Here is a 25688-nt window from a genome sequence, read left to right as displayed (position 1 = left end):
GCTAGGAACCTAACCCATCGAGTGCTTCGACGACTTAAACACCCGCGCAACCTTACGCCACCAAGGATTAACCCCCGGCGCCCTCTGCGGCGTGTGATCGAGCAACAGGTAAGGCATGTCCCGCAGCCGAATCCAACCTTCATCTTGCCAATGCAGCAGGCTCAGCGACATTTCTGGCCAATCCAACAAACTCAGCATCGGCCGATCCGAATTGTCCGGCTGCTCCGCATCACGTAAGGCCGGCACCACTTGATGGGTGATCCACTCTCGCAGCAAGCGATTTTCTGGTGCGTAGTGATAGACCAGCAGCGCATAGACACCGGACTCACTGAGCATCAGCTGTTTTTCCGGTTGCCGGTAATACTCAATCCACAACGGGCGGTGTTGGTCTTTGTCCAGTTTGTTGACCATGCGCTCACTCAGATGGAAACCCATCAAACGGCCGATATCGCGGGCGCAGAACCACGGTTGGTTTTCCAGGAGGAGAGCATGGAGAGGGAGATTGTGGCGGATGAAGACTGTTACAGAAAAGAGATCAGACATGGCCGACCTCCTTGGTTCGGAGAGTGACGAGAAGGTTGTGTTCAGGCATATCCATTACCCCTACGTTTGGACTTTGGCGGGCCTGACCCCAACGTAGAGTGGACATAAGAAGCTCCAACGAGCAGAAGCCTCACACAGCCGTACGATCAATCGTAAGCGTCCGGCCAACACACCTTTCTGATCCCAACGCTTAGGGCGATGGTGGACACCTATTTAAGTGGACACCATTTTTAGCCTTATTAAGCGGATCGCCATGCGCCAACGACACTCTTACCCCAAACCTTTCAAAGCCCAAGTCGTTCAGGAATGTCTGCACGCTGGTGCGTCCATCGCAAGCGTCGCGCTGAGCCACGGGATCAATGCCAATCTCGTGCGTAAATGGATTCCGCTTTATCGCGACGCGGACAGTAAAAACCTGCCCGCTTTTATCCCTTTGAAACTAGAACCCTGCGTTCATGATCGTCCCGAGCCATCGATCAGAATCGACGTGCCAAGCGAGCATGGGAGCCTCGTGGTGAACTGGCCCGTCAACGATCCCGAGGGATGTGCCCGATTCGTCCGGGGATTAATCTGATGATCCGCATCGATTCCATCTGGCTCGCCACCGAGCCGATGGACATGCGCGCGGGCACCGACACCGCGCTTGCACGGGTAGTGGCCGTGTTCGGTGCGGCGAAGCCGCACTGTGCTTATCTCTTCGCCAACCGCCGCGCCAATCGGATGAAAGTGCTGGTGCATGACGGCGTCGGCATCTGGCTGGCAGCACGTCGATTGCACCAGGGGCGCTTTTTCTGGCCGGGTGTCCGACACGGTTCAGAGCTTGAATTAGACGCCGAGCAACTTCAGGCCCTGATACTCGGATTACCGTGGCAAAGAGTCGGTGCCGGCGGCGTCATCACTGTGCTTTAAGTTCTGTCATGGCCAGCTCGCCAGCACAATTGTCCGATCAACCTATCGTCGCCTAATGCCTGCTCTGGCAAAATCAGCGGCATGACTTCCGCCCCGAATCTCGACCAACTGAACCCTGAACAACTGCGTGCTCTGGCCGCGCAGTTGATGCAGCGCGTCGAGACGATGGACAAACAAATCCACCATCACAAAACAGTCAACGAGAAACTGACCCATGAGATCGCGCTGCTCAAGCGCTTCAAGTTTGCCAAGCGCAGCGAACAACTAAGTCCTGCTCAAGCTAGCTTGCTCGATGACCTGATCGACACCGACATCGCGGCTATCGAAGCTGAACTTGAGGCACTGCAATCAACGCCGACTGCGGCCAAAGTGCGTCAGCAACCCAAGCGTGCGCCGCTGCCAGCGCAGTTTCCTCGTACGCTGATCCACCACGAACCGGACAACAGCCATTGCCAATGCGGCTGCGCCCTCAAGCGCATCGGTGAAGATGCCAGCGAAAAGCTCGACTACACCCCCGGCGTGTTTACCGTCGAACGCCATATCCGTGGGAAATGGGCCTGTGAGCAGTGCGAGACGTTGATCCAGGCACCGGTACCGGCGCATGTCATCGACAAAGGCATCCCTACGGCAGGCCTGCTGGCCCACGTTATGGTGGCCAAGTTTGCTGACCATCTGCCGCTGTATCGACAAGAGAAAATTTTCGGCCGAGCTGGTCTGGCGATCGCCCGTTCGACCTTGGCGCAATGGGTTGGCGCCTGCGGCGTGCAGCTACAGCCACTGGTGGATGCGCTGCGCGTAGCAGTGCTCGAGCATGGCGTGATCCACGCCGATGAAACGCCGGTACAGATGCTGACGCCGGGCGCCAAGAAGACCCACCGAGCCTACGTTTGGGCCTACGCAACCAGCCAGTTCGCCGACTTGGCGGCAGTCGTTTACGACTTCAGCCCGAGCCGCGCCGGCGAACACGACCGAACCTTCCTGAACAACTGGCACGGCAAGCTGGTCTGCGACGACTTCGCCGGTTACAAGGCGAGCTTTGATCTGGGCGTCACGGAGATCGGCTGCATGGCCCATGCTCGCCGCAAGTTCTTCGACCTTCACGCGACCAACAAGAGCCAAGTCGCCGAAAAAGCGCTGCATTACATCGCCGCACTTTACGAAATAGAGCGTGAAGTAAAAGACCTAGAACCGGACATGCGGCACCGAATACGGCAGGAAAAAGCGGCTCCGATAATCGAGGCGCTACACGCCTGGATGATTGCCCAGCGCGAACTCGTACCCGAAGGGTCGGCCATCGCCAAAGCCCTGGATTACAGCCTCAAACGCTGGGTCGCGTTGATCCGATATCTCGAGGATGGCGCCGTGCCCATAGACAATAATTGGTGTGAAAATCAAATCCGGCCATGGGCACTTGGGCGCTCGAACTGGCTGTTCGCCGGGTCACTACGCAGCGGCAAACGTGCGGCTGCAATCATGAGCTTGATCCAGTCAGCACGGCTAAATGGACATGATCCGTACGCCTATCTGAAGGATGTTCTGACGCGGCTGCCCGCGCAGCGAGCGAGTGAGATTGAGGCGTTGTTACCACATCGGTGGCAACCGGTGTAATTACATCAGGTCGCGTCGTGGAGCGTTTATGAATATTCCGGCGCATAGTCCCAAAATCATCCACAAAACATGGTTTTTCGTAGCATTGGTTGCAATGGGGTAGATCTACGCCACGTACCGCCCTTTAGCGCCCCTAAACACCCTATAAATCCCCTAGCCTCCCTGTATCCCCCTCTCAAACACCCCATTTCCCCCCATTTAATCCGCGGGAACGGTAGTTACCCTGGAGATAGCGCCCCCTGATAACCCCCTATTTTCCCTAATAATCCCCGTAACACCCCATCACACCCTAATTATCCCTATATATCCCCGTAGCGCACCCCATTCTGCCCCTTCCAAATTCACTCGGGAGTTGTCGCTCCGCATTTGGTAGCAAAACTCGCAAAACTGATCCGAACTTATGAAAAATTGCGACGGAAGCCGGCCGCAAGCGATAGTCCCTGCTGTACCTGAAACCTCTTAAATCCCCGTCTAATGTAATTATACGGATCACCATTGTTTTTGAGGGTGGTCCTGTCACTACGGCCCCATCATCTTGCGCGCGTAACATCCCCCTAGAAGTGGCGATGGTTAAAGGAAGCTATCAGTTGTTGCGCCATTTCCGACTTCGGGCCAGATGCCTTTGCCGGACGCTTACGATCAATCACCAAGGGTGACTGCTCGTCTGTGTAATTGGCTAGCTTTCTACGTTGGGCGTTTCTTAGGCACCTGCAGTAGAGCTTAGGGCCGCATGGAATGGCCCTCAATACAGAAGGTGCTGGAATACATGTAGGAGGTTTAGCTACTACTGAGATTGTGAGTAAGAGCTTTCCTATCCCACAAAAAAGCCCCGATCAGATCGGGGCTTTCAGATGTTCGATTTGTCGATTCAAGTCGTCAAATCGCGGCTGGCTTGGGAATCAATCCCAGCTCAAAGCACCACCAGTCTGATACTCAATAACCCGAGTCTCAAAGAAGTTCTTCTCTTTCTTCAAGTCCATAATCTCGCTCATCCAAGGGAACGGGTTAGTTGTCCCTGGGTACTCTTCCTTCAAGCCAATCTGGCTCAAACGACGGTTAGCGATGAACTTCAGGTAGTCCTCCATCATCGCCGCGTTCATGCCCAGCACGCCGCGAGGCATGGTGTCACGCGCGTATTCGATCTCCAGCTGAGTGCCCTGCAGAATCATCTGCGAAGCTTCTTCCTTCATCTCGGCATCCCACAAGTGCGGGTTTTCGATTTTGATCTGGTTGATCACGTCGATGCCGAAGTTCAGGTGCATGGATTCGTCGCGCAGGATGTATTGGAACTGCTCGGCGACGCCGGTCATTTTGTTGCGGCGGCCCATGGAGAGGATCTGGGTGAAGCCGCAGTAGAAGAAGATGCCTTCCAGGACGCAGTAGTAGGCGATCAGGTTGCGCAGCAGTTCTTTGTCGGTTTCGACGGTGCCGGTTTCGAACTTCGGATCGGAGATCGAGCGGGTGTACTTCAGGCCCCAGGTGGCTTTTTTCGCGACCGATGGGATCTCGTGGTACATGTTGAAGATTTCGCCTTCATCCATGGCCAGCGATTCGATGCAGTACTGGTAGGCGTGGGTGTGGATCGCCTCTTCGAAGGCCTGGCGCAGGATGTACTGGCGGCATTCCGGGTTGGTGATCAGGCGGTACACGGCCAGGACCAGGTTGTTGGCAACCAGGGAGTCGGCGGTGGAGAAGAAGCCGAGGTTGCGCATCACGATGCGGCGCTCGTCGTCGGTCAGGCCTTCCGGGTTTTTCCAGAGGGCGATGTCGGCGGTCATGTTGACTTCTTGCGGCATCCAGTGGTTTGCGCAGCCGTCCAGGTACTTCTGCCAGGCCCAGTCGTACTTGAAGGGTACGAGTTGGTTGAGGTCGGCGCGGCAGTTGATCATGCGCTTTTCGTCAACGGCGACACGGGCGGAGGCGCCTTCGAGTTCGGCGAGGCCTTCGGCGACGTCGAGCGAATCCAGGGCGGCTTTGGCGCGGGCAACGGCGGCGGAGTCAGCGGCGGTCACGGCACGGGCTTCCAGGGCGGCGGCACCGCCGGCGCTGTCGAGACGGTCCATGTTGGCTTCGGTGGCGTGGCCAGCGTTGGCGCTCTTGACTGCTACTTCCGTGTCTTCTTTGTCGAATTCGTCCCAGCTCAGCATGACGTGTCGTCTCCTGCGTGAGGGCCAGAGTGCCCGTGTGAAAATGGATAGTTGGTTTTTCACACGGCCTTACTGGCCGCGTTGGATCTAAAGGAATCGTTTTTTGCAGCAGCTATACGCAGGCATCAAACAGAATTTTGTACGGGGTTCCGAGAGCCACTGATGGGCGCAGCAAGCGGCAAGCGCCTGTGCGGGGCTTCAGACTGGCTTTTCATCCCTGTAAGGGGATATTGCAGGCCCGTTTAAGGCCGCATTATAGGGAAGTTTTGCGTGCTGTGGTGCGGCGAAATGGCTCACGGATCGGTCGACAGGGGCCGTATTTCGGTCGGAGCGAGGGTTTACAGGGCTTTGAACGGTTTTGGTGGGGGAAGATTTTTTTTCTTAATTTTTTGCCCCGGGAATTTTTTGTACAAGAAATAACCAAAAAAGGCTTTTTTCACTACATCTTGTGTTTCTGTGGGGTTTTCTCAGGCTCAAGACACAACTAAGCCCGACCGAAGTCGGGCTGTGAAGTCACGCGGGTGGATCAGCTCAGGCGACCTGCACCGACGTGATCGGCACCATCGGCGGCGAGGCGGGCGGCACCGGTGTGGTCCGAGCCGTCGGAAGCCAGTTTGCCGGCGCCCACATGGTCGGCACCATCGGCGGCGAGGCGGGCGGCACCGGTGTGGTCAGCGCCGTCGGAAGCCAGTTTGCCGGCACCTACATGGTCTGCGCCATCGGCGGCAAAAGAGGCTGAACCGGTGTGGTCGTAACCGTCGGAAGCAACAGCCGCTTCAGTGGTGTAAGCGGCCGAGCCGGTGCGGTCGTAACCATCGGCGGCGAAGGTGTTGGCAGCCAGGACGGAGAGGGTCAGGGCGAGGATCAGTTGGGTTTTCATGGTCAGTGCTCCGGATTCGTGGGCGTTGTTTGTCTTGGGTTGAATAGGATGCTACGCCGATTAATTCGATTAAAAAGCGCAAATAAATGCTTAAAATAATCGAATTATTAGATCATTAAGGTTCGGCGCTTCATCTGCCTGATCGTGGCGGGTGGGTCGAACCTTATTGGGGGAGGGGTGAAGCAGGGATCAGCCGTTAGAGCAACCGTTGCCCATCGCGCTGTAACGCAAGATATGCCGTTGACCGTTGGAATCTTCGTATTCCATTTTCATGGGGACAACTTCACAAACATTCGGTGCTTCGCTCATCGAGATCACTTTGGCGATGTCCAGATTCATCGAGTAAGTGTATTCCTCAATAGGCGGTTGTTGCTGCGCGACATCAGTCGGGGCCTCGCTTGCCATGGCGGTTACGCACACGCTGCCGAGGGCCAGAACCAATAAAGCTTTCATTTAAGTTTTACCTTTCTAAGGTCGAGAGGGGGCACGCAATCCTTTTGAGATTGCGTGTGGAGCTTCAGTACCTGGGTGTTTGATTAACTGCCTTCGTGGGGGCTGTAACTTGGTTAATCAGGTTGCCTTGTTGGCGTGGCAGATTTTAGGGGTGATGGATACGTTCATATAGACGTGGTTTTGATAAACACCTTTGACAGATCCTGTAACAATCCCTGAATAGCCTGTTCTTTTGTAGGAGCGAGCCTGCTCGCGATGAGCCAGAGAACGCCGCGGGGTGTCAGATTGGGCGCGTTATCGTTGACGACCATCGCGAGCAGGCTCGCTCCTACAGGTACCGCTTTTGTAGGAGCGAGCCTGCTCGCGATGAGCCAGAGAGCTCCGCGGGGTGTCAGATTGGGCGCGTTATCGTTGACGAGCATCGCGAGCAGGCTCGCTCCCACAGGTACCGCTTTTGTAGGAGCAAGCTTGCTCGCGATGAGCCAGAGAGCACCGCGGGGTGTCAGATTGGGCGCGTTATCGTTGACGACCATCGCGATCGAGCTCGCTCCTACAGGTGTTGTCTGATGCCCGGGCAGCGCGGGCGCGAGGGTATTCACGACATTTTGTGTGGGCTTGTTACTACCATCGTCGAATGGTTCTATAGGCCCGGCCCGGCTACAACAGGGTCATACAAAAACAACTATTCCACCGAGGTAAGAAAGATGAGTGCGGCTTCCCTGTATCCCGTTCGTCCCGAGGTTCTGGCCAATACGCTGACCGACGAGGCGACCTACAAGGCCATGTACCAGCAGTCGGTCGTCAACCCGGACGGCTTCTGGCGCGAGCAAGCCAAGCGCCTCGACTGGATCAAGCCTTTCACCACGGTGAAACAGACCTCCTTCGACGATCACCATGTCGACATCAAGTGGTTCGCCGACGGCACCCTGAACGTTTCCTATAACTGCCTCGACCGTCATCTGGCCGAGCGCGGCGACCAGGTCGCGATCATTTGGGAAGGCGATGACCCTGCGGAAAGCCGCAACATCACCTACCGCGAGCTGCACGAGCAAGTCTGCAAGTTCGCCAACGCCCTGCGCGGCCAGGACGTGCACCGCGGCGACGTGGTGACGATCTACATGCCGATGATCCCCGAAGCCGTGGTCGCCATGTTGGCTTGTACCCGGATCGGCGCGATCCACTCGGTGGTGTTCGGCGGGTTCTCGCCGGAAGCCCTGGCCGGTCGCATCATCGACTGCAAATCCAAAGTGGTGATCACCGCCGACGAAGGCATTCGTGCCGGCAAGAAGATCCCGCTCAAGGCCAACGTCGACGACGCGCTGACCAACCCGGAAACCAGCAGCATCCAGAAAGTCATCGTGTGCAAGCGCACCGGTGGCCAGATCAAGTGGAACCAGCATCGCGACATCTGGTTCGAGGACCTGATGAAAGTGGCCGGCACCGTGTGCGCGCCCAAAGAGATGGGCGCCGAAGAGGCGCTGTTCATCCTCTACACCTCGGGCTCCACCGGCAAGCCGAAGGGCGTGCAGCACACCACCGGCGGCTACCTGCTGTACGCCGCCATGACCCACGAGCGCGTGTTCGACTACCGCCCCGGTGAAGTCTACTGGTGCACCGCCGACGTCGGCTGGGTCACCGGCCACAGCTACATCGTCTACGGCCCGCTGGCCAACGGCGCGACCACCCTGCTGTTCGAAGGCGTGCCGAACTACCCGGACATCACCCGGGTGGCGAAGATCGTCGACAAGCACAAGGTCAACATCCTCTACACCGCACCGACCGCAATCCGCGCCATGATGGCCTCGGGCACCGCCGCGGTTGAAGGCGCCGATGGCAGCAGCCTGCGCCTGTTGGGTTCGGTGGGTGAGCCAATCAACCCGGAAGCCTGGGACTGGTACTACAAGAATGTCGGCAAGTCCCGTTGCCCGATCGTCGACACCTGGTGGCAGACCGAAACCGGCGGCAACATGATGAGCCCGCTGCCCGGCGCTCACGCCCTCAAGCCAGGCTCGGCGGCACGTCCGTTCTTCGGCGTGGTGCCGGCCCTGGTGGACAACCTGGGCAACATCATCGAAGGCGAGGCCGAGGGCAACCTGGTGATTCTCGATTCGTGGCCAGGCCAGGCGCGTACGCTGTATGGCGATCACGACCGCTTCGTCGACACCTACTTCAAGACCTTCCGCGGCATGTACTTCACCGGTGACGGCGCCCGTCGCGATGCCGATGGTTACTACTGGATCACCGGTCGCGTCGACGACGTGCTCAACGTCTCCGGCCACCGCATGGGCACCGCCGAGATCGAAAGCGCGATGGTCGCGCACCCGAAAGTCGCCGAAGCGGCGGTGGTCGGTGTGCCGCACGACATCAAGGGACAGGGCATTTATGTCTATGTCACCCTGAAAAACGGTGAAGAGCCGAACGAGCAACTGCGCCTGGAGCTGAAGAACTGGGTGCGTAAAGAGATCGGGCCGATTGCTTCGCCGGATGTGATCCAGTGGGCGCCGGGGCTGCCGAAGACCCGTTCGGGCAAGATCATGCGGCGGATTCTGCGCAAGATTGCTACCGCTGAATACGATGGCTTGGGGGATATCTCCACCCTGGCGGACCCGAGTGTGGTGCAGCATTTGATTGATACGCACAAGACGATGAATGTCGCGTAAGCGGCGGTTCTGAGTCATTGAAGCCCCGTCAGGTGTCGAACCTGGCGGGGCTTTTTTGTGCCTGGGTTTTTGTGTTGGCTGGGCTGGACTCTTCGCGAGCAGGCTCGCTCCCACAGGGATCTTTGGTGGGTGAAAATTTTGTGCTCGGCACAAATCCATTGTGGGAGCGAGCCTGCTCGCAAAGGCAGTTTGTCAGGCAATACAGCAACATCAGCCAATAATTATCGGGTTTCTCTGTCGGCGTTTTCCTACTGTTACCTGCGACCTTTCAGGTTACTGAATGTGTAACCGCATCGCGCCAATGCGGGGCATTGGGAAACGCCCAGCCCCATAGCAGGGGTTAAAAACCACGGATAAAAAATAAGACCCCACGCTGCGCTTGCCGGATTAGAAGGGTTTGCCAATAATAGGCCCGCAATTTGCAACATAGATCGGTTCAATGTCTTTTGCTCTTGCATGATTTTGCAGGGCTGTCAACGTGCTAAAACGACTTTCTCGGTGCTTCTGTAATTAGTTGTCGCATTGAAGAAATATCGGCCTCGGGCCTGTCGTTAGAATGCCGATCACTCGCTCGTCGTTGCCCGTGTTGAAATTTCGCACACGCAATGTAGGACGCAGCACTGCTTTCCGGTTCCACTCATTCGCATATTGGGCTGTTGCTCACTCTGCCGTTTTTGCCCTTTACCGATGGAGTCCCAAGATGAAGAAACTCGTGCTGCTTGGCGCCCTGGCACTGTCCGTGCTGTCGCTGCCATCCTTCGCCGATGAAAAGCCTCTGAAAATTGGTATCGAAGCGGCTTACCCTCCGTTCGCTTCCAAAGCACCGGACGGCAGCATCGTTGGTTTCGACTACGACATCGGCAACGCCTTGTGCGAAGAGATGAAGGTCAAGTGCGTGTGGGTCGAGCAAGAGTTCGACGGCCTGATCCCGGCACTGAAAGTGCGCAAGATCGACGCGATCCTGTCGTCCATGTCGATCACTGAAGACCGCAAGAAGTCCGTGGACTTCACCAACAAGTACTACAACACCCCGGCTCGCCTGGTCATGAAGGCCGGCACCCAGGTCAGCGAAGGCCTGACCGAGCTCAAGGGCAAGAACATCGGCGTGCAGCGTGGTTCGATCCACGAGCGTTTCGCCCGCGAAGTCCTGGCCCCGCTGGGTGCCGAGATCAAACCTTACGGTTCGCAGAACGAAATTTACCTCGACGTGGCCGCCGGCCGCCTCGACGGCACCGTGGCAGACGCTACGCTTCTGGATGACGGTTTCCTGAAAACCGACGCCGGTAAAGGTTTCGCCTTCGTCGGCCCTGCGTTCACCGACGTCAAATACTTCGGCGACGGCGTAGGCATCGCGGTGCGCAAGGGCGACAAGGCCGAGCTGGACAAGCTCAACGCCGCCATCACCGCCATTCGCGAGAACGGCAAGTACAAGCAAATCCAGGACAAGTACTTCGCCTTCGATATCTACGGCAAGTAACACGCCCCGGCGACAACTCCGAAATGGCGCAAGCAGCAGGATCTCTGAGGTTTGCGCCATTTTTTCATCCCAACTTTCGAGGACCTGAATCATGTTGAAAGGCTACGGGGCTGTCATCCTCGATGGCGCTTGGCTGACGCTTCAGCTCGCCTTGTCGTCCATGGCCCTGGCCATCGTACTGGGCCTGATCGGCGTGGCACTGCGTCTGTCGCCGGTGCGCTGGCTGGCCTGGCTGGGCGACCTGTATTCCACGGTGATCCGCGGTATTCCCGACCTGGTGCTGATCCTGCTGATTTTCTACGGCGGCCAGGACCTGCTCAACCGCGTCGCACCGCTGCTCGGTTTTGACGAGTACATCGACCTGAATCCGTTGGCCGCCGGTATCGGCACCCTGGGCTTCATCTTCGGTGCGTACCTGTCGGAAACCTTCCGTGGCGCGTTCATGGCGATCCCCAAAGGTCAGGCCGAAGCCGGCATGGCGTACGGCATGAGCAGTTTCCAGGTGTTCTTCCGGGTGTTGGTGCCACAGATGATTCGCCTGGCGATTCCGGGTTTCACCAACAACTGGCTGGTTCTGACCAAGGCGACCGCGCTGATTTCGGTGGTGGGTCTGCAGGACATGATGTTCAAGGCCAAGCAGGCGGCCGATGCCACCCGCGAGCCTTTCACCTTCTTCCTCGCAGTGGCGGCGATGTACCTGGTGATCACCAGTGTGTCGTTGCTGGCATTGCGTCACCTTGAGAAGCGCTACTCGGTAGGCGTAAGGGCGGCTGATCTATGATCTTCGACTACAACGTCATTTGGGAGGCCTTGCCGCTGTACTTCGGCGGCCTGGTGACCACCCTCAAACTGCTCGCGCTGTCGCTGTTCTTCGGCTTGCTGTGCGCATTGCCGCTGGGCCTGATGCGCGTCTCGAAGAACTCGGTGGTCAACATGTCCGCCTGGCTCTATACCTACGTGATCCGCGGCACACCGATGCTGGTGCAGCTGTTTTTGATCTACTACGGTCTGGCGCAGTTCGAAGCGGTGCGTGAGAGCTTCCTCTGGCCGTGGCTGTCCAGCGCAACGTTCTGTGCGTGCCTGGCGTTCGCGATCAACACCAGCGCCTACACCGCCGAGATCATCGCCGGCAGCCTGCGCGCCACGCCGAACGGCGAGATCGAAGCGGCCAAGGCCATGGGCATGTCGCGCTTCAAGATGTACAAGCGCATCCTGCTGCCGTCGGCCCTGCGCCGGGCGCTGCCGCAGTACAGCAACGAAGTGATCATGATGCTGCAGACCACCAGTCTGGCGTCCATCGTGACCCTGATCGACATCACTGGTGCCGCGCGCACGGTCAATGCCCAGTTCTACCTGCCGTTCGAGGCCTACATCACCGCCGGCGTGTTCTACCTGTGCCTGACCTTCATCCTGGTGAAGCTGTTCAAGATGGCCGAGCGCCGCTGGCTGGGCTACCTGGCCCCGCGGAAGCACTGATATGGAACGCATCGATCATGCTTTGCCGTGGAGCCACCTGGGCAGCGAACGCCATATTTCGGTGTTCCGCTTCGGTAGTGGCGAGCGCAAGGCCTATATCCAGGCCAGCCTGCACGCCGATGAGCTGCCGGGCATGCGCACGGCGTTCGAGCTGAAAAAGCGTCTGGCCGAACTCGAAGCCCAGGGCTTGCTCAATGGTGTGGTCGAACTGGTGCCGGTGGCTAATCCACTGGGTCTGGGTCAACTGCTTCAGGGCAATCATCAAGGGCGTTTCGAAGCGGGCAGCGGCAAGAACTTCAACCGCGATTTCGTCGAGTTGAGCGCACCTGTGGCGGCTGCCTTGGTAGAAAGCCTCGGTGACGATCCGCACGCCAACATTCGTCTGATCCGTCAGGCGATGGTCGATCATCTGGCCGCTTTGCCAGAGGCGAGCAGCCAGTTGCAGGGCATGCAGCGCGTGCTGCTCAGCCACGCCTGTACCGCCGATGTGGTGCTGGATCTGCATTGCGATGCCGAAGCGGCGCTGCACATGTACGCCTTGCCGCAGCACTGGCTGCAGTGGCGTTCGCTGGCTGCGCACCTGAACGTGCGGGTCGGTTTGCTGGCGGAAGATTCCGGCGGCAGTTCGTTCGATGAAGCCTGTTCGTTGCCGTGGTTGCGCCTGTCGCGTCTGTTCCCGGAGGCGCAAATTCCGCTGGCCTGCCTGGCGACTACCATTGAATTGGGTGGTCAGGCCGACACCGGTCGCGCCGAAGCAGAGGCTTGTGCCGAAGGCATTCTGGCGTTCCTCGCCGAGCAAGGCCTGATCGGCGGTGAATGGCCGAAAGCTGCGCAAGCGCCTTGCGAGGGCATGCCGTTCGAAGGCACTGAGTTGTTGTTGGCACCACACCCCGGTGTGGTGAGTTTCCTGCGTAAGCCCGGTGAGTGGGTTGAAGCGGGCGACGAGATTTTTGAAGTGATCGATCCGTTGGCGGATCGGGTCAGCACGGTGTGTGCTGGTACGTCCGGGGTGCTGTTTGCCATTGAACGGCTGCGTTATGCCCAACCCGGTTTCTGGCTGGCCAAGGTGGCGGGGCGCGAAGCGCTGCGTCACGGGCGCTTGCTCAACGACTGACTGACTGTTTTTGTGAGAACCGACCGCATGTACAAACTTGAAGTCCAAGACCTGCATAAACGCTATGGCAGTCACGAAGTGCTCAAGGGCGTGTCCCTGAAAGCGGCAGCCGGCGATGTGATCAGCATCATCGGCTCCAGTGGCTCCGGCAAAAGCACCTTCCTGCGCTGCATCAACCTGCTGGAGCAGCCGCACGCGGGCAAGATCCTGCTCAACAACGAAGAGTTGAAGCTGGTGGCGAACAAGGACGGCGCGTTGAAAGCCGCCGACCCGAAACAGCTGCAACGCATGCGTTCGCGTCTGTCGATGGTGTTCCAGCATTTCAACCTGTGGTCGCACATGACCGCGCTGGAAAACATCATGGAAGCGCCGGTGCACGTGCTCGGCGTGTCCAAGGCTGAAGCTCGGGAAAAAGCCGAGCACTACCTGAACAAGGTCGGCGTGGCCCATCGCAAAGACGCTTACCCGGGCCACATGTCCGGCGGCGAGCAGCAGCGCGTGGCAATTGCCCGTGCACTGGCGATGGAACCTGAGGTGATGCTGTTCGACGAACCGACCTCGGCCCTCGACCCGGAGCTGGTGGGCGACGTGTTGAAGGTCATGCAGGCCCTGGCCCAGGAAGGCCGGACCATGGTGGTGGTGACCCACGAAATGGGCTTCGCCCGTGAAGTGTCGAACCAGCTGGTGTTCCTGCACAAGGGTGTGGTCGAAGAAAGCGGCAACCCGCGCGAAGTGCTGGTCAATCCGCAATCGGAGCGTCTGCAGCAGTTCCTGTCCGGCAGCTTGAAGTAATCAGGACTGCCGTTGTGCACCGGGTTAGTGCATGCTTCGCAACCTAGAGGCTGGCTCCGATCCCTTGTGGGAGCGAGCCTGCTCGCGAATGCGGTGTGACATTCAACACAGATGTCGACTGATCTACCGCTTTCGCGAGCAGGCTCGCTCCCACATTTGATCTCTATTGGTTTTGAGATTTGCGTTCATTTACGGGCTAGCATTGGCCCATGCCTTCATCTCTGTTCTTCGCTTCGGATTGCCCACCATGACTGCCCATCGAATTGGTTTCCTGATTTGGCCCAGCACTAAAGCACTGACGCTTGCGCTGGCTGAGGAGGCCTTGCGTGTTGCCCAGCGTGTGCATCCGGACGTGGTTTACGAATTGTCGTTCCTGCAGGCCGAAGCCATTACAGACGCCGCGGCCGACAGCGCCTGGCAATTGCCGGGTGAGGCATGGACCGGCAAGCTGGAAAACTTCCAGAAACTGTTCCTGCTCGCTGACGAGCCACCGACCGCACTGGCGCCGGCGCTCAGCAGTGCGCTCAAACAGCTGGTGCGCTCCGGTTGCGTGATCGGCGGTCTGTCGGCCGGTGTGTACCCGTTGGCGCAACTCGGTTTGCTCGACGGTTATCGCGCGGCTGTGCACTGGCGCTGGCAGGACGATTTCGCTGAGCGTTTCCCGAAAGTCATCGCGACCAGCCACCTGTTCGACTGGGATCGCGATCGCCTGACCGCGTGCGGCGGCATGTCGGTGCTCGACTTGCTGCTGGCCGTGTTGGCCCGCGACCATGGCGCGGAGCTGGCGGGTGCAGTCTCCGAGGAACTGGTGGTTGAGCGCATCCGCGAGGGCGGCGAGCGCCAGCGTATCCCGTTGCAGAACCGTCTCGGCTCCAGCCATCCGAAGCTCACGCAAGCCGTTTTGCTGATGGAAGCCAACATCGAAGAGCCGCTGACCACCGACGAAATCGCCCAGCACGTGTGCGTGTCCCGTCGGCAGCTGGAGCGGATCTTCAAGCAATACCTCAACCGTGTGCCGAGCCAGTACTACCTGGAACTGCGCCTGAACAAGGCCCGGCAGATGTTGATGCAAACCAGCAAGTCGATCATCCAGATCGGCCTGTCCTGTGGCTTCTCCTCGGGGCCGCATTTCTCCAGCGCCTATCGCAACTTCTTCGGTGCCACGCCGCGGGAAGATCGCAACCAGCGGCGCAGCAGCAGTCCGTTCGAATTGTCATCGGTACCGCCGGAACGCGGATAGCCAGTACTCAGTCTTCAATGTCGGTGTCGGGCGCCTCATCCACAGGCACCGGCATGTCGGCTATCTCGTCGATACCCAGATCATTTTCGGTTGCGCGAAAGTACGCAGCGATGCGTTGCAAGCTTTGCGCATTGAACGGGTTGCCGCTGAAGTCAAAGCTTTCTCCGACACCCGGGTCCACCTCCATGAGTTCGGGCGGCATCTCGGTAATGGCGTTGAAACTCAGGTCGACGTCGGTCCAGGTCGTGATGCTCAGCACTCCCTTGGGGATTTCAGTGATGCCCGTATGGCTCAAGTCCAGTGAGGATATTTCTGTCATGTGGCTAAGGTCAGGGCTTGGACCGAGTGGGTTGTCCCGCAGGTTCAACTGGTCAAGGTACTCCATGCCCGCCAGGGCCTCTACGGTTTCCGGAGTCAGCGTAATGCCACACTCCGACAAGCTCAGCACCGACAACTTGCCCATTCTGAAGATGGCTTCGGGAAGGTTGCCCAGTTGGTATCCCCGTATGGTCAGGGTGTCCAGGTTGGCAAAACTGTCCAGGAACCGGCCAAGTCTTGGTGCAATGCCATGGGCGGTCGTCAGGTACATTTCGGGCACATGACTGAAGTCGGCTGACAGCGTCGGCAGGTCACCCATGATTGCCAGGTGTGAGACGAATCCGTACTCACCCACGGCAATGTTTTCGATGGGGATCTGGCGCCAGCAGCGTTCCAGGTTTTGCTTGAATTCGTCTCTTTTGACGTGCTCGGCAAACATCTCGTCGGCCGTCAGCGGGGCGCCAGTAACGGAATGGGTGTCGGGCACATCAGCCGTCCACCGGCTCAGCTCGGTACCGAGTCGGGTGAGTTCGAGCTCGCGACGGGTCAGGTCGGCTCGACCCTCTGCGAGTGTGCCGGGTAAGCGATAGATAAAATCGCTGGCCTCTTCGTTGTCCAGATTTGGGTAGAGGGCTTTGGCGCGATCGATATCGACCTGTTCGGCATGGACTCCAAAATCCATTTCGGTTCGCTGGTAGTGACGCTTGATGTGTTCCCGGGTGGTCGAGGACAGAGGGTTGTTGCCATAATCAAACCCCTCGGTGATATCGCCGGTCAGATCGAAGAGGGCAGTGGGCAATTCGGTGATCTGGTTGTCATTGAGAATGGCGGTTCGAATGCTCGGGTGATTCACCAGGCCGTCGGGAATGCGCGTAATTCCGGTACTGGAAAGGTCGATGTAGGTCAGCTTCGGCATGTTTTCCAGGGAAGGGCACACACCGAGCGGGTTTTTGTACAGATCGAGCGCAGTCAAATGGTTCAGGGCAGAAAGGGTGGCGCGACTCTGTTCTGTGAGGGTCACGGCGCAGTCGCTGAGGATGAGTGCGTCGAGTTGGGGCCATTGGGCAATGGCGTCCGGCAACTGTCCCAGTTCGAAGTTGCGTAGCGCCAGGCGGTTGAGCCCGGAAAACCCCTTCAGAAAATCATTCACACCCTGGGTGGCACGATGACCTTCAAGCGTCACGATGCGTACCTGAGGGAAATCGACGCTCAGCTTTGGCAGCTCGCCAACAACCGGCAGGGAAAATTCAAAGGAAAACGGTACGCCATGGGCGCTGTCGTAGGTGGCCTGACGCCGCCAGCAGTCGAGCAATCTGGCTATCATTTGTCGGCGTGCATACCGTTGGCTGGCGAGCTGCTCGACGCTCAAGCGGGTTTGCGTGCCCGGAACATACAGCGGGATCTCGTCGCGCCAGGTGCTCAATTGCTCAACCAATTGCGCGTGTTGATAAAACAGGCGCTGGAGTTCTGCGCGTGGTCCGCCGGGGTTGCCTTGCAATCGTGCGGCAAAGGCTTGCAGTTCCTCTGGGGTCAGATGGGGAAACAGCCGAAAGATGTGGCTTTGTAATGAAGGGGTATTGGCCGGCATCCGGTGATAACCATCGCCCCCACCCAGCAAACGCATCACCGCCGGGTCGTAGGAAGGCTTGAGATTCGGCCGTTGCGCCAGCAGCGCACGCAATGTTTCGCGAGTGAGAGCGTGGGTGCGAATCAGCTGCTTGAGCTTTTCGCCCTCACCGATGTTGAGGTTCAGGGCGATTCGCTCGCTGTCGGGCAGTGCCTGTAACAGGCTGAAATAGAGGGAGTCGGTGTTACTGAGCTGTTCACCGGCGTCGTCGTAGGCCTGATAAGCCCCTTCATCGGTCAGCACCAGCACCTTGCGCCCGGGTGCATCCGGCTCGCCAATGCTGTCGATCAGCGGTCCAGTGTGGGTGTATTGACGGATTTCCAGGCGCAGTTGTCCCGACCAGCCAGGCAAGCGTTCCAGGGTGTGTAACGCCAGGCGATCGGTGTCGAGATGGTTGCGCGTCGAGTACAGGTAGAGCCCTTCATAAGCGCGAGTGACGCGCACCTGCAGGCCGGCCTCCTGTGCCAGTTCCGTGAGGCGTTTGGACAATGTTCCACGCTCCAGTTGCTCGCGTTCGGCGGCACTGGCGCTGTCGAGCAGTGCTTCGGCGAGGCTGGTTGGCAACCCGAGTTCGCTGTCGATAATGCGCTGGACCAAGGGGCGCGCACCTTGTTCGATTTTGCGGTAGCGCTGGCTGAAGAGGGTTTCCCGTTTGTCGGCGGCAAGCGTTGTCAGGTAGCGGCGCACTGAGCGTGCGTCGGTGCTGTCGAGGTGTTGCAGCAGGGGGGTAATCAGGTCGCCATTGTCCAGTTGCGCTTGATTGATCTGCACCACGACCCGGTTGCCTATGCCGCGCTCCCAGAGGGTTTCTCCTGTTGTGTCGATCAGTCGCAGCCCCTTGTCCGCTGGCCAGCTACCGTAGTCGCAGAGCAGTTCCAGTTGCATCAGCGGATCAGCCTTCCGGTAATCGTCCGCACGATTGCTGCCGATTTGATCAATGAAGATCTGCAGGTCCTGATCAATCTTGAAGCGTTTGAGGGTGTCGGCCAGCAGCGGCGGTACCTGTTCGGCGTCGACATGCAGCTTGCGCAAGGCGTTTTCGTGACAGCCGCTGATGCTGAGGATGCGCTCGCGCTCGCGCTCGGAAAAACGCTGCATGTCTGGGCCGAGGCGCCGCAGCAGGGTGGCCTGGTCCCAGGTCAGTGGCTGCTCGAGTTCGGTGTGCCAGGCCCCTTTTCCGTTGTGCCTCAGGGCGGGTTGGTACGCTTCGGGACGCGTGGGGTGCTGGATGCGATGGTGCCCGGTCAACGGATCTTCGACCACGGAGTAATGGCTGTCGTCCAGTGTCAGCAGGGTTTTGCCTTGATGGGCGTACAGTCCAATCGAGTCGGGTTTCGCGTCGTTGGGGATCGCTTCGGTTTGTTCGTAAGGCATCAGGTCGGGCTTCCAATAGCGGGTTTCGCCATTGGGGCGTTTCACGGCGTTGAAGCGGTCGATGAATTGCACGACTTCCCGGGGCAGGACCGCGCGAAATTCGCTGACGGCGATCATGCCACCTGCCGCGAAAGTGCCCAGTTGCACTGCAGATTCAACCATCCCCATGAAGTGTTCGAAGGCTTCGTTGGTCAGGCCTTCTGCCCAGTCGACAACACCTTCGAAGGTGTCATCCAGCAGCTGATAGGCCGTGTAAGCCAGCATCAGCTCGCCAAGGAACGGGACGAACGGTAACGCAATGAAGGCTGCGATGTTCAGCAGTGCCGAGGCGATTTCCGTGAAGGAGTCCCATAACGCCCATCGGGCCTTGCGGTCGACCGTGGCCGTCGATACTGCGATCACGCGCGCGTCATTGAGGATCTTGTCGAGTTTGCGTTGATAGAGATGAACCCACAGGTCGCCTCTGATCGACGTTACTGCCATTTGCAGGTCGGGACGCTGGTTGGGGTTTTCTCTCCAGGTCGGTCGTGGATCGCCGGGTGGGACCGGTTGCCAGGTGATGGGGTCGAGACGATTGTTCAGCTCGGCGAAGAAGTAACCGCGGTCTTCATGATTGATAAAACGACTGAAAAACTGTTGATAGTCGGGCGCCCGCAGGCGCTGGCTCAGTTCCTTGGCGAATGCCGCCGATGAGGGGTATTGCTTGATGGGATGTTCGGGGTCGTCAGGAATGTAGACCACTACCCGGACCGCTTCGCGGGCGCGCTCCAGTTCCGGGGCGAACAGCACGATGCCGGTCAGGCGGGCATTCATGATCGTCAGTTCATGGCATCGCCAGGATTGGTCGTGGCCATCGGAGAGCAGGCGAAGGAGCGGCTGATGAACGTCGCTGGACAGCAGGTTTTGCATCTGCGCCATCTGCAGGGCGGCGGTCAGTGCGGTTTTTTGGCTTTCGCGAATTTTCGGTTGCAGGATCGCCGCAGCCACCGGGTTGCTGATGCCAAGGTTGTCTTCCAAGTATCTTTTATAGCGCTCGCCAATGTCGAGGTCGCGGCATAGTTGGGTGAACGCCGTGATGGGCATCTTCGCCAGAATCTGTGGCAGGGTGCTGAATTGCCCGGTGGAAGAGGGCGCGGTGATGTAAGTCGAGGCGGGTTCAAAGGCGTCGGCTTCGGTTTCGGCGCTTTCGAAGTTGTGCAGCGCAGCGTCCAGCAACGACACGGTCCAGGTGCGTGCGGCTCCGGACTTCAGGCGCAGCCAGGGTATGTGCGCGGGAATGTACAGACGCAGAAAGATTTTACTGACGTCCGCTTCCAGGCCGAAACGTGTCTTGAGTGCGCCCTTGAGCATGGGTTCGGCGAAGGCTGCGGGGTTCAGCAGATTCGCCAGGGCCTGATCGACCCGGTTCTGGCTTACCGTCTGCAGGGTAATGAGTCGGCCGAGTTCGGCGTGCTGGGCTTTAGATGCATCCCTGATGCGGGTGGGCAACACTGGCTTGATGTTGCGCAGCGCTTCACGCCTTCGTGGTGTGGTTTGGCGAAGCCAGGGCGCAATGACGTTCATCAGATGCTGGTAATGCGCGTCGGGCCTGAAAGTCTCAGAGATGTCGGGGTTTTCGGTATTCATGGGGATAGGTCCACCCTCGCGGTTGATAGACCGTCAGGAAAACCCGTAATCGAAGACGACACGCGGTACATATCTACCGCATTCATGGAATCGGCATGGGTTACGACACAGCGACCTGCCGCAAACGTCCGCCGCCAGTTAAACTGCGCCTTTGCGACCCTATATGTCGCATTGCCGTAAACCCGGGAAAATCCGGGGTTTGCGCTATAAGAAGTTGTCGCTTGGCGGCAAGGCCGGGCTGAAAACTGTCCTTACAATCCCCCCATCGCTCGCCAGTTTCAGGCGAGTGTTTTCTCTTCAGGAGACTCCGATGTCCGTTGAGCACGCTGCGGTACAACGCGCCGATTTCGATCAGGTAATGGTTCCCAACTATGCGCCTGCCGCATTCATTCCTGTGCGTGGCGCCGGTTCCCGCGTCTGGGACCAGTCCGGTCGCGAGCTGATCGACTTCGCCGGCGGGATTGCCGTTAACGTATTGGGCCACGCGCATCCGGCGCTGGTCGGTGCCTTGACCGAGCAGGCGAACAAGCTGTGGCACGTATCGAACGTGTTCACCAATGAGCCGGCCCTGCGCCTGGCGCACAAGCTGGTCGACGCCACCTTTGCCGACCGCGCCTTCTTCTGCAACTCCGGCGCCGAAGCCAACGAGGCCGCCTTCAAGCTGGCCCGTCGTGTCGGTTTCGACCGTTTCGGCAGCGAGAAGTACGAGATCATCGCCGCGCTCAACAGCTTCCACGGTCGTACCCTGTTCACCGTGAACGTCGGTGGCCAGTCGAAGTACTCCGATGGCTTCGGTCCGAAAATCACCGGCATCACCCACGTGCCGTACAACGATCTGGCCGCGCTGAAAGCTGCCATTTCCGACAAGACATGCGCTGTGGTGCTGGAGCCGATCCAGGGCGAAAGCGGTGTCATCCCGGCTGAACTCGAATACCTGCAAGGTGCCCGCGAACTGTGCACCGCGCACAACGCATTGCTGATCTTCGACGAAGTGCAAACCGGCATGGGCCGTACCGGCCACCTGTTCGCCTACCAGCATTACGGCGTGACTCCGGACATCCTGACCAGCGCCAAGAGCCTGGGCGGTGGTTTCCCGATCGCTGCCATGTTGACCACCGAAGACCTGGCCAAGCACCTGGTCGTCGGCACCCACGGCACCACCTACGGCGGCAACCCGCTGGCGTGTGCGGTCGCGGAAGCTGTGATCGACGTGATCAACACCCCTGAAGTGCTGGCCGGCGTCAACGCCAAGCACGACAAGTTCAAGGCGCGCCTTGAGCAGATCGGCGAAAAATACGGCCTGTTCACCAAGGTCCGTGGCATGGGTTTGTTGATCGGCTGCGTGTTGAGCGATGCCTGGAAAGGCAAGGCCAAGGACATCTTCAACGCCGCTGAAAAAGAAGGCCTGATGGTCCTGCAAGCCGGTCCGGACGTGGTGCGTTTCGCGCCAAGCCTGGTGGTGGAAGACGCCGATATCGATGCCGGCCTGGACCGCTTCGAACGCGCCGCGGCAAAACTGACGCAAGCCTGATAGACCCTTCGGCGCCTGACCTTTCAGGCGTCGAACCCAATTTTGATGCCGGGCTTGTTCCATTGTGGGGGCGAGCCTGCTCGCGAAGAGGGCGTGTCAGTCAACATCTCTGCTGACTGATACACCGCTTTCGCGAGCAGGCTCGCTCCCACAGTGTCCGGCGTTTTTTCTGTGAATTTATAAGAGAAAGGAGTGACACCATGCTGGTGATGCGCCCCGCGCAAATGGCTGATCTGGGCGAGGTACAGCGTCTGGCTGCGGACAGTCCGATTGGTGTCACTTCCTTGCCGGATGACGTTGAGCGCCTGAGCGACAAGATCGCGGCAAGCGAAGCCTCGTTCGCCGCCGAAGTGAGCTTCAACGGTGAGGAAAGCTATTTCTTCGTCCTCGAAGACTCCGCCACCGGCAAGCTGGTCGGTTGTTCGGCCATTGTGGCGTCGGCCGGTTACTCCGAGCCGTTCTACAGCTTTCGCAACGAAACCTTCGTGCACGCTTCTCGCGAGCTGAAGATTCACAACAAGATTCACGTGCTCTCCCAGTGCCACGACCTGACCGGCAACAGCTTGCTGACCAGTTTCTACGTGCAGCGCGATCTGGTGGGTTCGCCGTGGTCGGAGCTCAACTCCCGTGGCCGCTTGTTGTTCGTGGCTAGCCATCCGGAGCGTTTTGCCGATTCCGTGGTGACCGAGATCGTCGGTTACAGCGATGAAAACGGCGACTCGCCATTCTGGGATGCCATCGGGCGTAACTTTTTCGACCTCAACTACGCTGAAGCCGAGCGTCTGTGCGGCCTCAAGAGCCGAACGTTCCTCGCCGAACTGATGCCGCATTACCCGATCTATGTGCCCCTGCTGCCGGACTCCGCGCAAGAAGCGATGGGCCAGGTGCACCCGCGGGCGCAGATCACCTTCGACATCCTGATGCGCGAAGGCTTCGAGACCGATCACTACATCGACATTTTCGACGGCGGCCCGACCCTGCATGCCCGCGTCTCGGGGATCCGTTCGATCGCCCAGAGCCGCGTAGTGCCGGTGAAGATCGGCGAACCGGTCAAAGGTGTCGGTCGCCAGTACCTGGTGGCCAACGCCCAGTTGCAGGACTACCGCGCAGTCATGCTCGAGCTTGACTACGCGCCGGGTAAACCGGTGACCCTGGATCTGGAAGCGGCCGAAGCCCTGGGCGTCGGTGAAGGTGCCAGCGTGCGCCTGGTGGCGGTTTAACGCCTGCTGCTATGCCTATAAAGAGTGAATGCTTAGTAAAGCAGCGAGTTTCACGGGTGGCGCAAGCGGCCCGTTTGAGGAGATAGCATGATCGTTCGTCCCGTACGCAGCAGCGATTTACCCGCTCTGATCGACCTGGCCCGCAGCACCGGCACCGGCCTGACTACCTTGCCGGCCAACGAAGAACGTCTGGCCCATCGGGTCGGCTGGGCCGAGAAGACCTTTCGCGGCGAAGCCGGGCGGGGCGACGCGGACTACCTGTTCGTGCTCGAAGACGACGACGGACGCGTGGTGGGCATTTCCGCCATTGCCGGCGCCGTCGGCCTGCGTGAGCCCTGGTACAACTTCCGGGTCGGTCTGACGGTCAGCGCTTCCCAAGAGCTGAACATCTATCGCGAAATCCCGACGCTGTTCCTGGCCAACGACCTGACCGGCAACTCGGAGCTGTGCTCGTTGTTCCTGCACGCCGATTACCGCAGCGGTCTCAACGGTCGCATGCTGTCCAAGGCGCGGATGCTGTTCATCGCCGAATTCCCGCAACTGTTCGGCAACAAGATCATTGCCGAAATGCGCGGTGTTTCCGACGAAGCCGGGCGTTCGCCGTTCTGGGAAAGCCTGGGGCGTCACTTCTTCAAGATGGAATTCAGCCAGGCCGATTACCTGACCGGTGTGGGCAACAAGGCGTTCATCGCCGAACTGATGCCGAAATTCCCGCTGTACACCTGCTTCCTGTCACCGGATGCGCGCAACGTGATCGGTCAGGTTCACCCGGACACCGAACCGGCGCTGGCCATGCTCAAGAGCGAAGGTTTCAGCTACCAGGGCTACGTCGACATCTTCGACGCAGGCCCGGCCATCGAGTGCGAAACCGGCAAGATCCGTGCAGTTCGCGACAGCCAGGCGCTGGTGCTGGCCGTCGGCACGCCGGGTGACGACGCCACACCATTCATCATCCACAACCGCAAGCGCGAAGACTGCCGCATCACTGCTGCGCCGGCACGTCTGGCCGCCGGCACCCTGGTGGTCGATCAGCAGACCGCCAAACGTCTTCAACTCAACGCTGGCGATCAAGTGCGCGCCGTGGCGTTGTCCGCAGCTCGGGAGTCGAAATAATGAAGTCGCTTTACATCGCAGGTGAATGGCTGACCGGTCAGGGCGAAGCCTTCGAATCGCTGAACCCGGTGACCCAGCAGGTGCTGTGGTCCGGCGTCGGTGCCACCGCCGCTCAGGTCGAGTCGGCTGTGCAGGCGGCGCGTCAGGCGTTCCCGGGCTGGGCGCGGCGTACCCTGGAAGAGCGTATCTCGGTGCTGGAGGCCTTTGCTGCCGCGCTGAAGAATCATGCGGACGAACTGGCCCGCACCATCGGCGAAGAAACCGGCAAACCCCTGTGGGAAGCGGCGACCGAAGTCACCAGCATGGTCAACAAGATCGCCATCTCGGTACAGAGCTACCGCGAACGTACCGGCGAGAAGAGCGGCCCGCTGGGCGACGCCACCGCTGTGCTGCGCCACAAGCCTCACGGTGTAGTCGCGGTATTTGGTCCTTACAATTTCCCGGGCCACTTGCCGAACGGCCACATCGTGCCGGCACTGCTGGCGGGTAACAGCGTGCTGTTCAAGCCAAGCGAACTGACACCGAAAGTGGCCGAACTGACGGTCAAGTGCTGGATCGAGGCCGGTCTGCCGGCGGGCGTGTTGAACCTGCTGCAAGGCGCTCGCGAAACCGGTATCGCCCTGGCGGCGAACCCGGGCATCGACGGCCTGTTCTTCACCGGTTCCAGCCGTACCGGCAACCACCTGCACCAGCAATTCGCCGGTCGTCCGGACAAGATCCTCGCGCTGGAGATGGGTGGTAACAACCCGCTGGTGGTCGATCAGGTCGCCGACCTCGATGCCGCGGTGTACACCATCATTCAGTCGGCATTCATTTCTGCTGGCCAGCGTTGCACCTGTGCCCGCCGCTTGCTGGTGCCGCAGGGCGCCTGGGGCGACTCGCTGCTGGCGCGCCTTGTAGCGGTCAGCGCGACTATTGAAGTCGGTGCCTTCGATCAACAGCCGGCGCCGTTCATGGGCTCGGTGGTTTCCCTCGGCGCAGCAAAAGCGCTGATGGATGCCCAGCAACACCTGTTGGCCAATGGCGCCGTGGCGCTGCTGGAAATGACCCAGCCTCAGACTCAATCGGCCTTGCTGACCCCCGGCATTCTGGATGTGACCGCCGTCGCCGATCGTCCTGACGAAGAGCTGTTCGGCCCGTTGCTGCAAGTGATCCGCTACGCTGATTTTGAAGCGGCGATCGCTGAAGCCAACGACACCGCGTACGGCTTGGCCGCTGGCCTGTTGTCGGATTCCGAAGCGCGTTACCAGCAGTTCTGGCTGGAAAGCCGTGCCGGTATCGTCAACTGGAACAAGCAGCTGACCGGTGCCGCGAGCAGCGCGCCATTCGGTGGCGTCGGCGCCTCGGGCAACCATCGCGCCAGTGCCTATTACGCGGCGGATTACTGCGCGTACCCGGTGGCCTCGCTGGAAACGCCGAGCCTGGTGTTGCCTGCGGCCCTGACGCCAGGCGTGAAGATGGCGTGATGCCCATTCGCGAGCAGGCTCGCTCCCACATTGGAATGCATTTCCCTGTGGGAGCGAGCCTGCTCGCGAAGGCCGCGCCTCGGTCTCAAATCTAGTTACTGAAGCCTATAACAA

Annotated in this window: 20 protein-coding genes; 14 read left to right on the top strand and 6 right to left on the bottom strand. The window is 59.3% G+C overall.

Annotation, left to right across the window (positions count from 1 at the left end; all coding sequences use genetic code 11):
- Positions 1-9: 9 nt before the first annotated feature.
- Positions 10-543 (bottom strand): BRO-N domain-containing protein, encoded by a 534-nt coding sequence (locus CD175_RS12460; protein WP_104449136.1) that lies wholly within the window; start codon positions 541-543, stop codon positions 10-12.
- 217 nt (positions 544-760) lie between these two features.
- Between CD175_RS12460 and tnpA the strand changes: the two genes are divergently transcribed.
- From tnpA to tnpC, 3 genes are all read left to right on the top strand, one after another.
- On the top strand, positions 761-1117 hold the full coding sequence (gene tnpA, locus CD175_RS12455; protein ID WP_240628883.1) for an IS66-like element accessory protein TnpA: 357 nt from the start codon (positions 761-763) through the stop codon (positions 1115-1117).
- Positions 1117-1452 carry an IS66 family insertion sequence element accessory protein TnpB gene (gene tnpB / locus CD175_RS31705; protein WP_034149241.1) on the top strand — a complete coding sequence of 112 codons (336 nt, stop codon included), beginning with the start codon at positions 1117-1119 and terminating at the stop codon, positions 1450-1452. The genes tnpA and tnpB overlap by 1 nt, the downstream gene beginning before the upstream one ends.
- 81 nt (positions 1453-1533) lie before the next feature.
- On the top strand, positions 1534-3060 hold the full coding sequence (tnpC, locus tag CD175_RS12445; protein WP_104449135.1) for an IS66 family transposase: 1527 nt from the start codon (positions 1534-1536) through the stop codon (positions 3058-3060).
- 899 nt (positions 3061-3959) lie between these two features.
- Here the strand turns inward: tnpC and CD175_RS12440 are convergent.
- The 4 genes from CD175_RS12440 to CD175_RS32095 form a co-directional block, all read right to left on the bottom strand.
- Complete coding sequence (locus tag CD175_RS12440; protein ID WP_007978181.1) at positions 3960-5207, bottom strand: ribonucleotide-diphosphate reductase subunit beta; 1248 nt, start codon at positions 5205-5207, stop codon at positions 3960-3962.
- A 526-nt stretch (positions 5208-5733) separates the two neighbouring features.
- Positions 5734-6087 carry a hypothetical protein gene (locus CD175_RS12435; protein WP_104449134.1) on the bottom strand — a complete coding sequence of 118 codons (354 nt, stop codon included), beginning with the start codon at positions 6085-6087 and terminating at the stop codon, positions 5734-5736.
- A 189-nt stretch (positions 6088-6276) separates the two neighbouring features.
- On the bottom strand, positions 6277-6540 hold the full coding sequence (locus CD175_RS12430; RefSeq protein ID WP_007978183.1) for a DUF2790 domain-containing protein: 264 nt from the start codon (positions 6538-6540) through the stop codon (positions 6277-6279).
- 164 nt (positions 6541-6704) lie between these two features.
- The gene (locus CD175_RS32095; protein ID WP_104449133.1) at positions 6705-7073 is read right to left on the bottom strand and encodes a hypothetical protein; all 369 of its coding nucleotides are present in this window, start codon (positions 7071-7073) and stop codon (positions 6705-6707) included.
- A gap of 171 nt (positions 7074-7244) precedes the next feature.
- Here CD175_RS32095 and acs point away from each other — a divergent pair, with 171 nt between their 5' ends.
- From acs to argR, 7 genes are all read left to right on the top strand, one after another.
- Positions 7245-9200 (top strand): acetate--CoA ligase, encoded by a 1956-nt coding sequence (acs, locus tag CD175_RS12420; RefSeq protein WP_104449132.1) that lies wholly within the window; start codon positions 7245-7247, stop codon positions 9198-9200.
- Positions 9201-9900: 700 nt separating this feature from the next.
- A complete protein-coding gene (locus tag CD175_RS12415) occupies positions 9901-10677 on the top strand; it encodes an ABC transporter substrate-binding protein (RefSeq protein ID WP_104449131.1) in 777 nt (258 codons plus the stop codon).
- A 91-nt stretch (positions 10678-10768) separates the two neighbouring features.
- Positions 10769-11458: an ABC transporter permease gene (locus CD175_RS12410; RefSeq protein ID WP_047532379.1), complete on the top strand. Its 690-nt coding sequence runs from the start codon at positions 10769-10771 to the stop codon at positions 11456-11458.
- Entirely contained in the window at positions 11455-12153 is a 699-nt protein-coding gene (locus tag CD175_RS12405; RefSeq protein ID WP_007971009.1) for an ABC transporter permease, read from the top strand. The genes CD175_RS12410 and CD175_RS12405 overlap by 4 nt, the downstream gene beginning before the upstream one ends.
- A 1-nt stretch (position 12154) precedes the next feature.
- The gene (locus CD175_RS12400) at positions 12155-13267 is read left to right on the top strand and encodes a M14 family metallopeptidase (RefSeq protein WP_104449130.1); all 1113 of its coding nucleotides are present in this window, start codon (positions 12155-12157) and stop codon (positions 13265-13267) included.
- A gap of 27 nt (positions 13268-13294) precedes the next feature.
- Positions 13295-14059, top strand: a complete 765-nt coding sequence (locus CD175_RS12395; RefSeq protein WP_007971015.1) for an ABC transporter ATP-binding protein — start codon at positions 13295-13297, stop codon at positions 14057-14059.
- A gap of 247 nt (positions 14060-14306) precedes the next feature.
- On the top strand, positions 14307-15299 hold the full coding sequence (gene argR, locus CD175_RS12390; protein ID WP_007971017.1) for a transcriptional regulator ArgR: 993 nt from the start codon (positions 14307-14309) through the stop codon (positions 15297-15299).
- Positions 15300-15306: 7 nt separating this feature from the next.
- On the opposite strand, the gene CD175_RS12385 is transcribed toward argR, so the two are convergent.
- On the bottom strand, positions 15307-20244 hold the full coding sequence (locus tag CD175_RS12385) for a dermonecrotic toxin domain-containing protein (protein WP_104449129.1): 4938 nt from the start codon (positions 20242-20244) through the stop codon (positions 15307-15309).
- Between the two features lie 310 nt (positions 20245-20554).
- Between CD175_RS12385 and CD175_RS12380 the strand changes: the two genes are divergently transcribed.
- The 4 genes from CD175_RS12380 (at position 20555) to astD (ending at position 25574) form a co-directional block, all read left to right on the top strand.
- Positions 20555-21775 carry an aspartate aminotransferase family protein gene (locus tag CD175_RS12380; RefSeq protein WP_095963651.1) on the top strand — a complete coding sequence of 407 codons (1221 nt, stop codon included), beginning with the start codon at positions 20555-20557 and terminating at the stop codon, positions 21773-21775.
- A 200-nt stretch (positions 21776-21975) separates the two neighbouring features.
- Positions 21976-22995 (top strand): arginine/ornithine succinyltransferase subunit alpha, encoded by a 1020-nt coding sequence (gene aruF / locus CD175_RS12375; RefSeq protein ID WP_007971023.1) that lies wholly within the window; start codon positions 21976-21978, stop codon positions 22993-22995.
- An 87-nt stretch (positions 22996-23082) separates the two neighbouring features.
- Positions 23083-24108: an arginine N-succinyltransferase gene (gene astA / locus CD175_RS12370; RefSeq protein WP_007971025.1), complete on the top strand. Its 1026-nt coding sequence runs from the start codon at positions 23083-23085 to the stop codon at positions 24106-24108.
- The gene (gene astD, locus CD175_RS12365) at positions 24105-25574 is read left to right on the top strand and encodes a succinylglutamate-semialdehyde dehydrogenase (RefSeq protein ID WP_167399528.1); all 1470 of its coding nucleotides are present in this window, start codon (positions 24105-24107) and stop codon (positions 25572-25574) included. The genes astA and astD overlap by 4 nt, the downstream gene beginning before the upstream one ends.
- Positions 25575-25688: the final 114 nt, after the last annotated feature.

Origin of the sequence: Pseudomonas laurylsulfatiphila, from assembly GCF_002934665.1 — a bacterium.
Classification (GTDB): domain Bacteria; phylum Pseudomonadota; class Gammaproteobacteria; order Pseudomonadales; family Pseudomonadaceae; genus Aquipseudomonas; species Aquipseudomonas laurylsulfatiphila.
The sequence above is the reverse complement of the archived record's forward strand: the minus strand, read 5'-3'. Positions and strand labels throughout refer to the sequence as shown.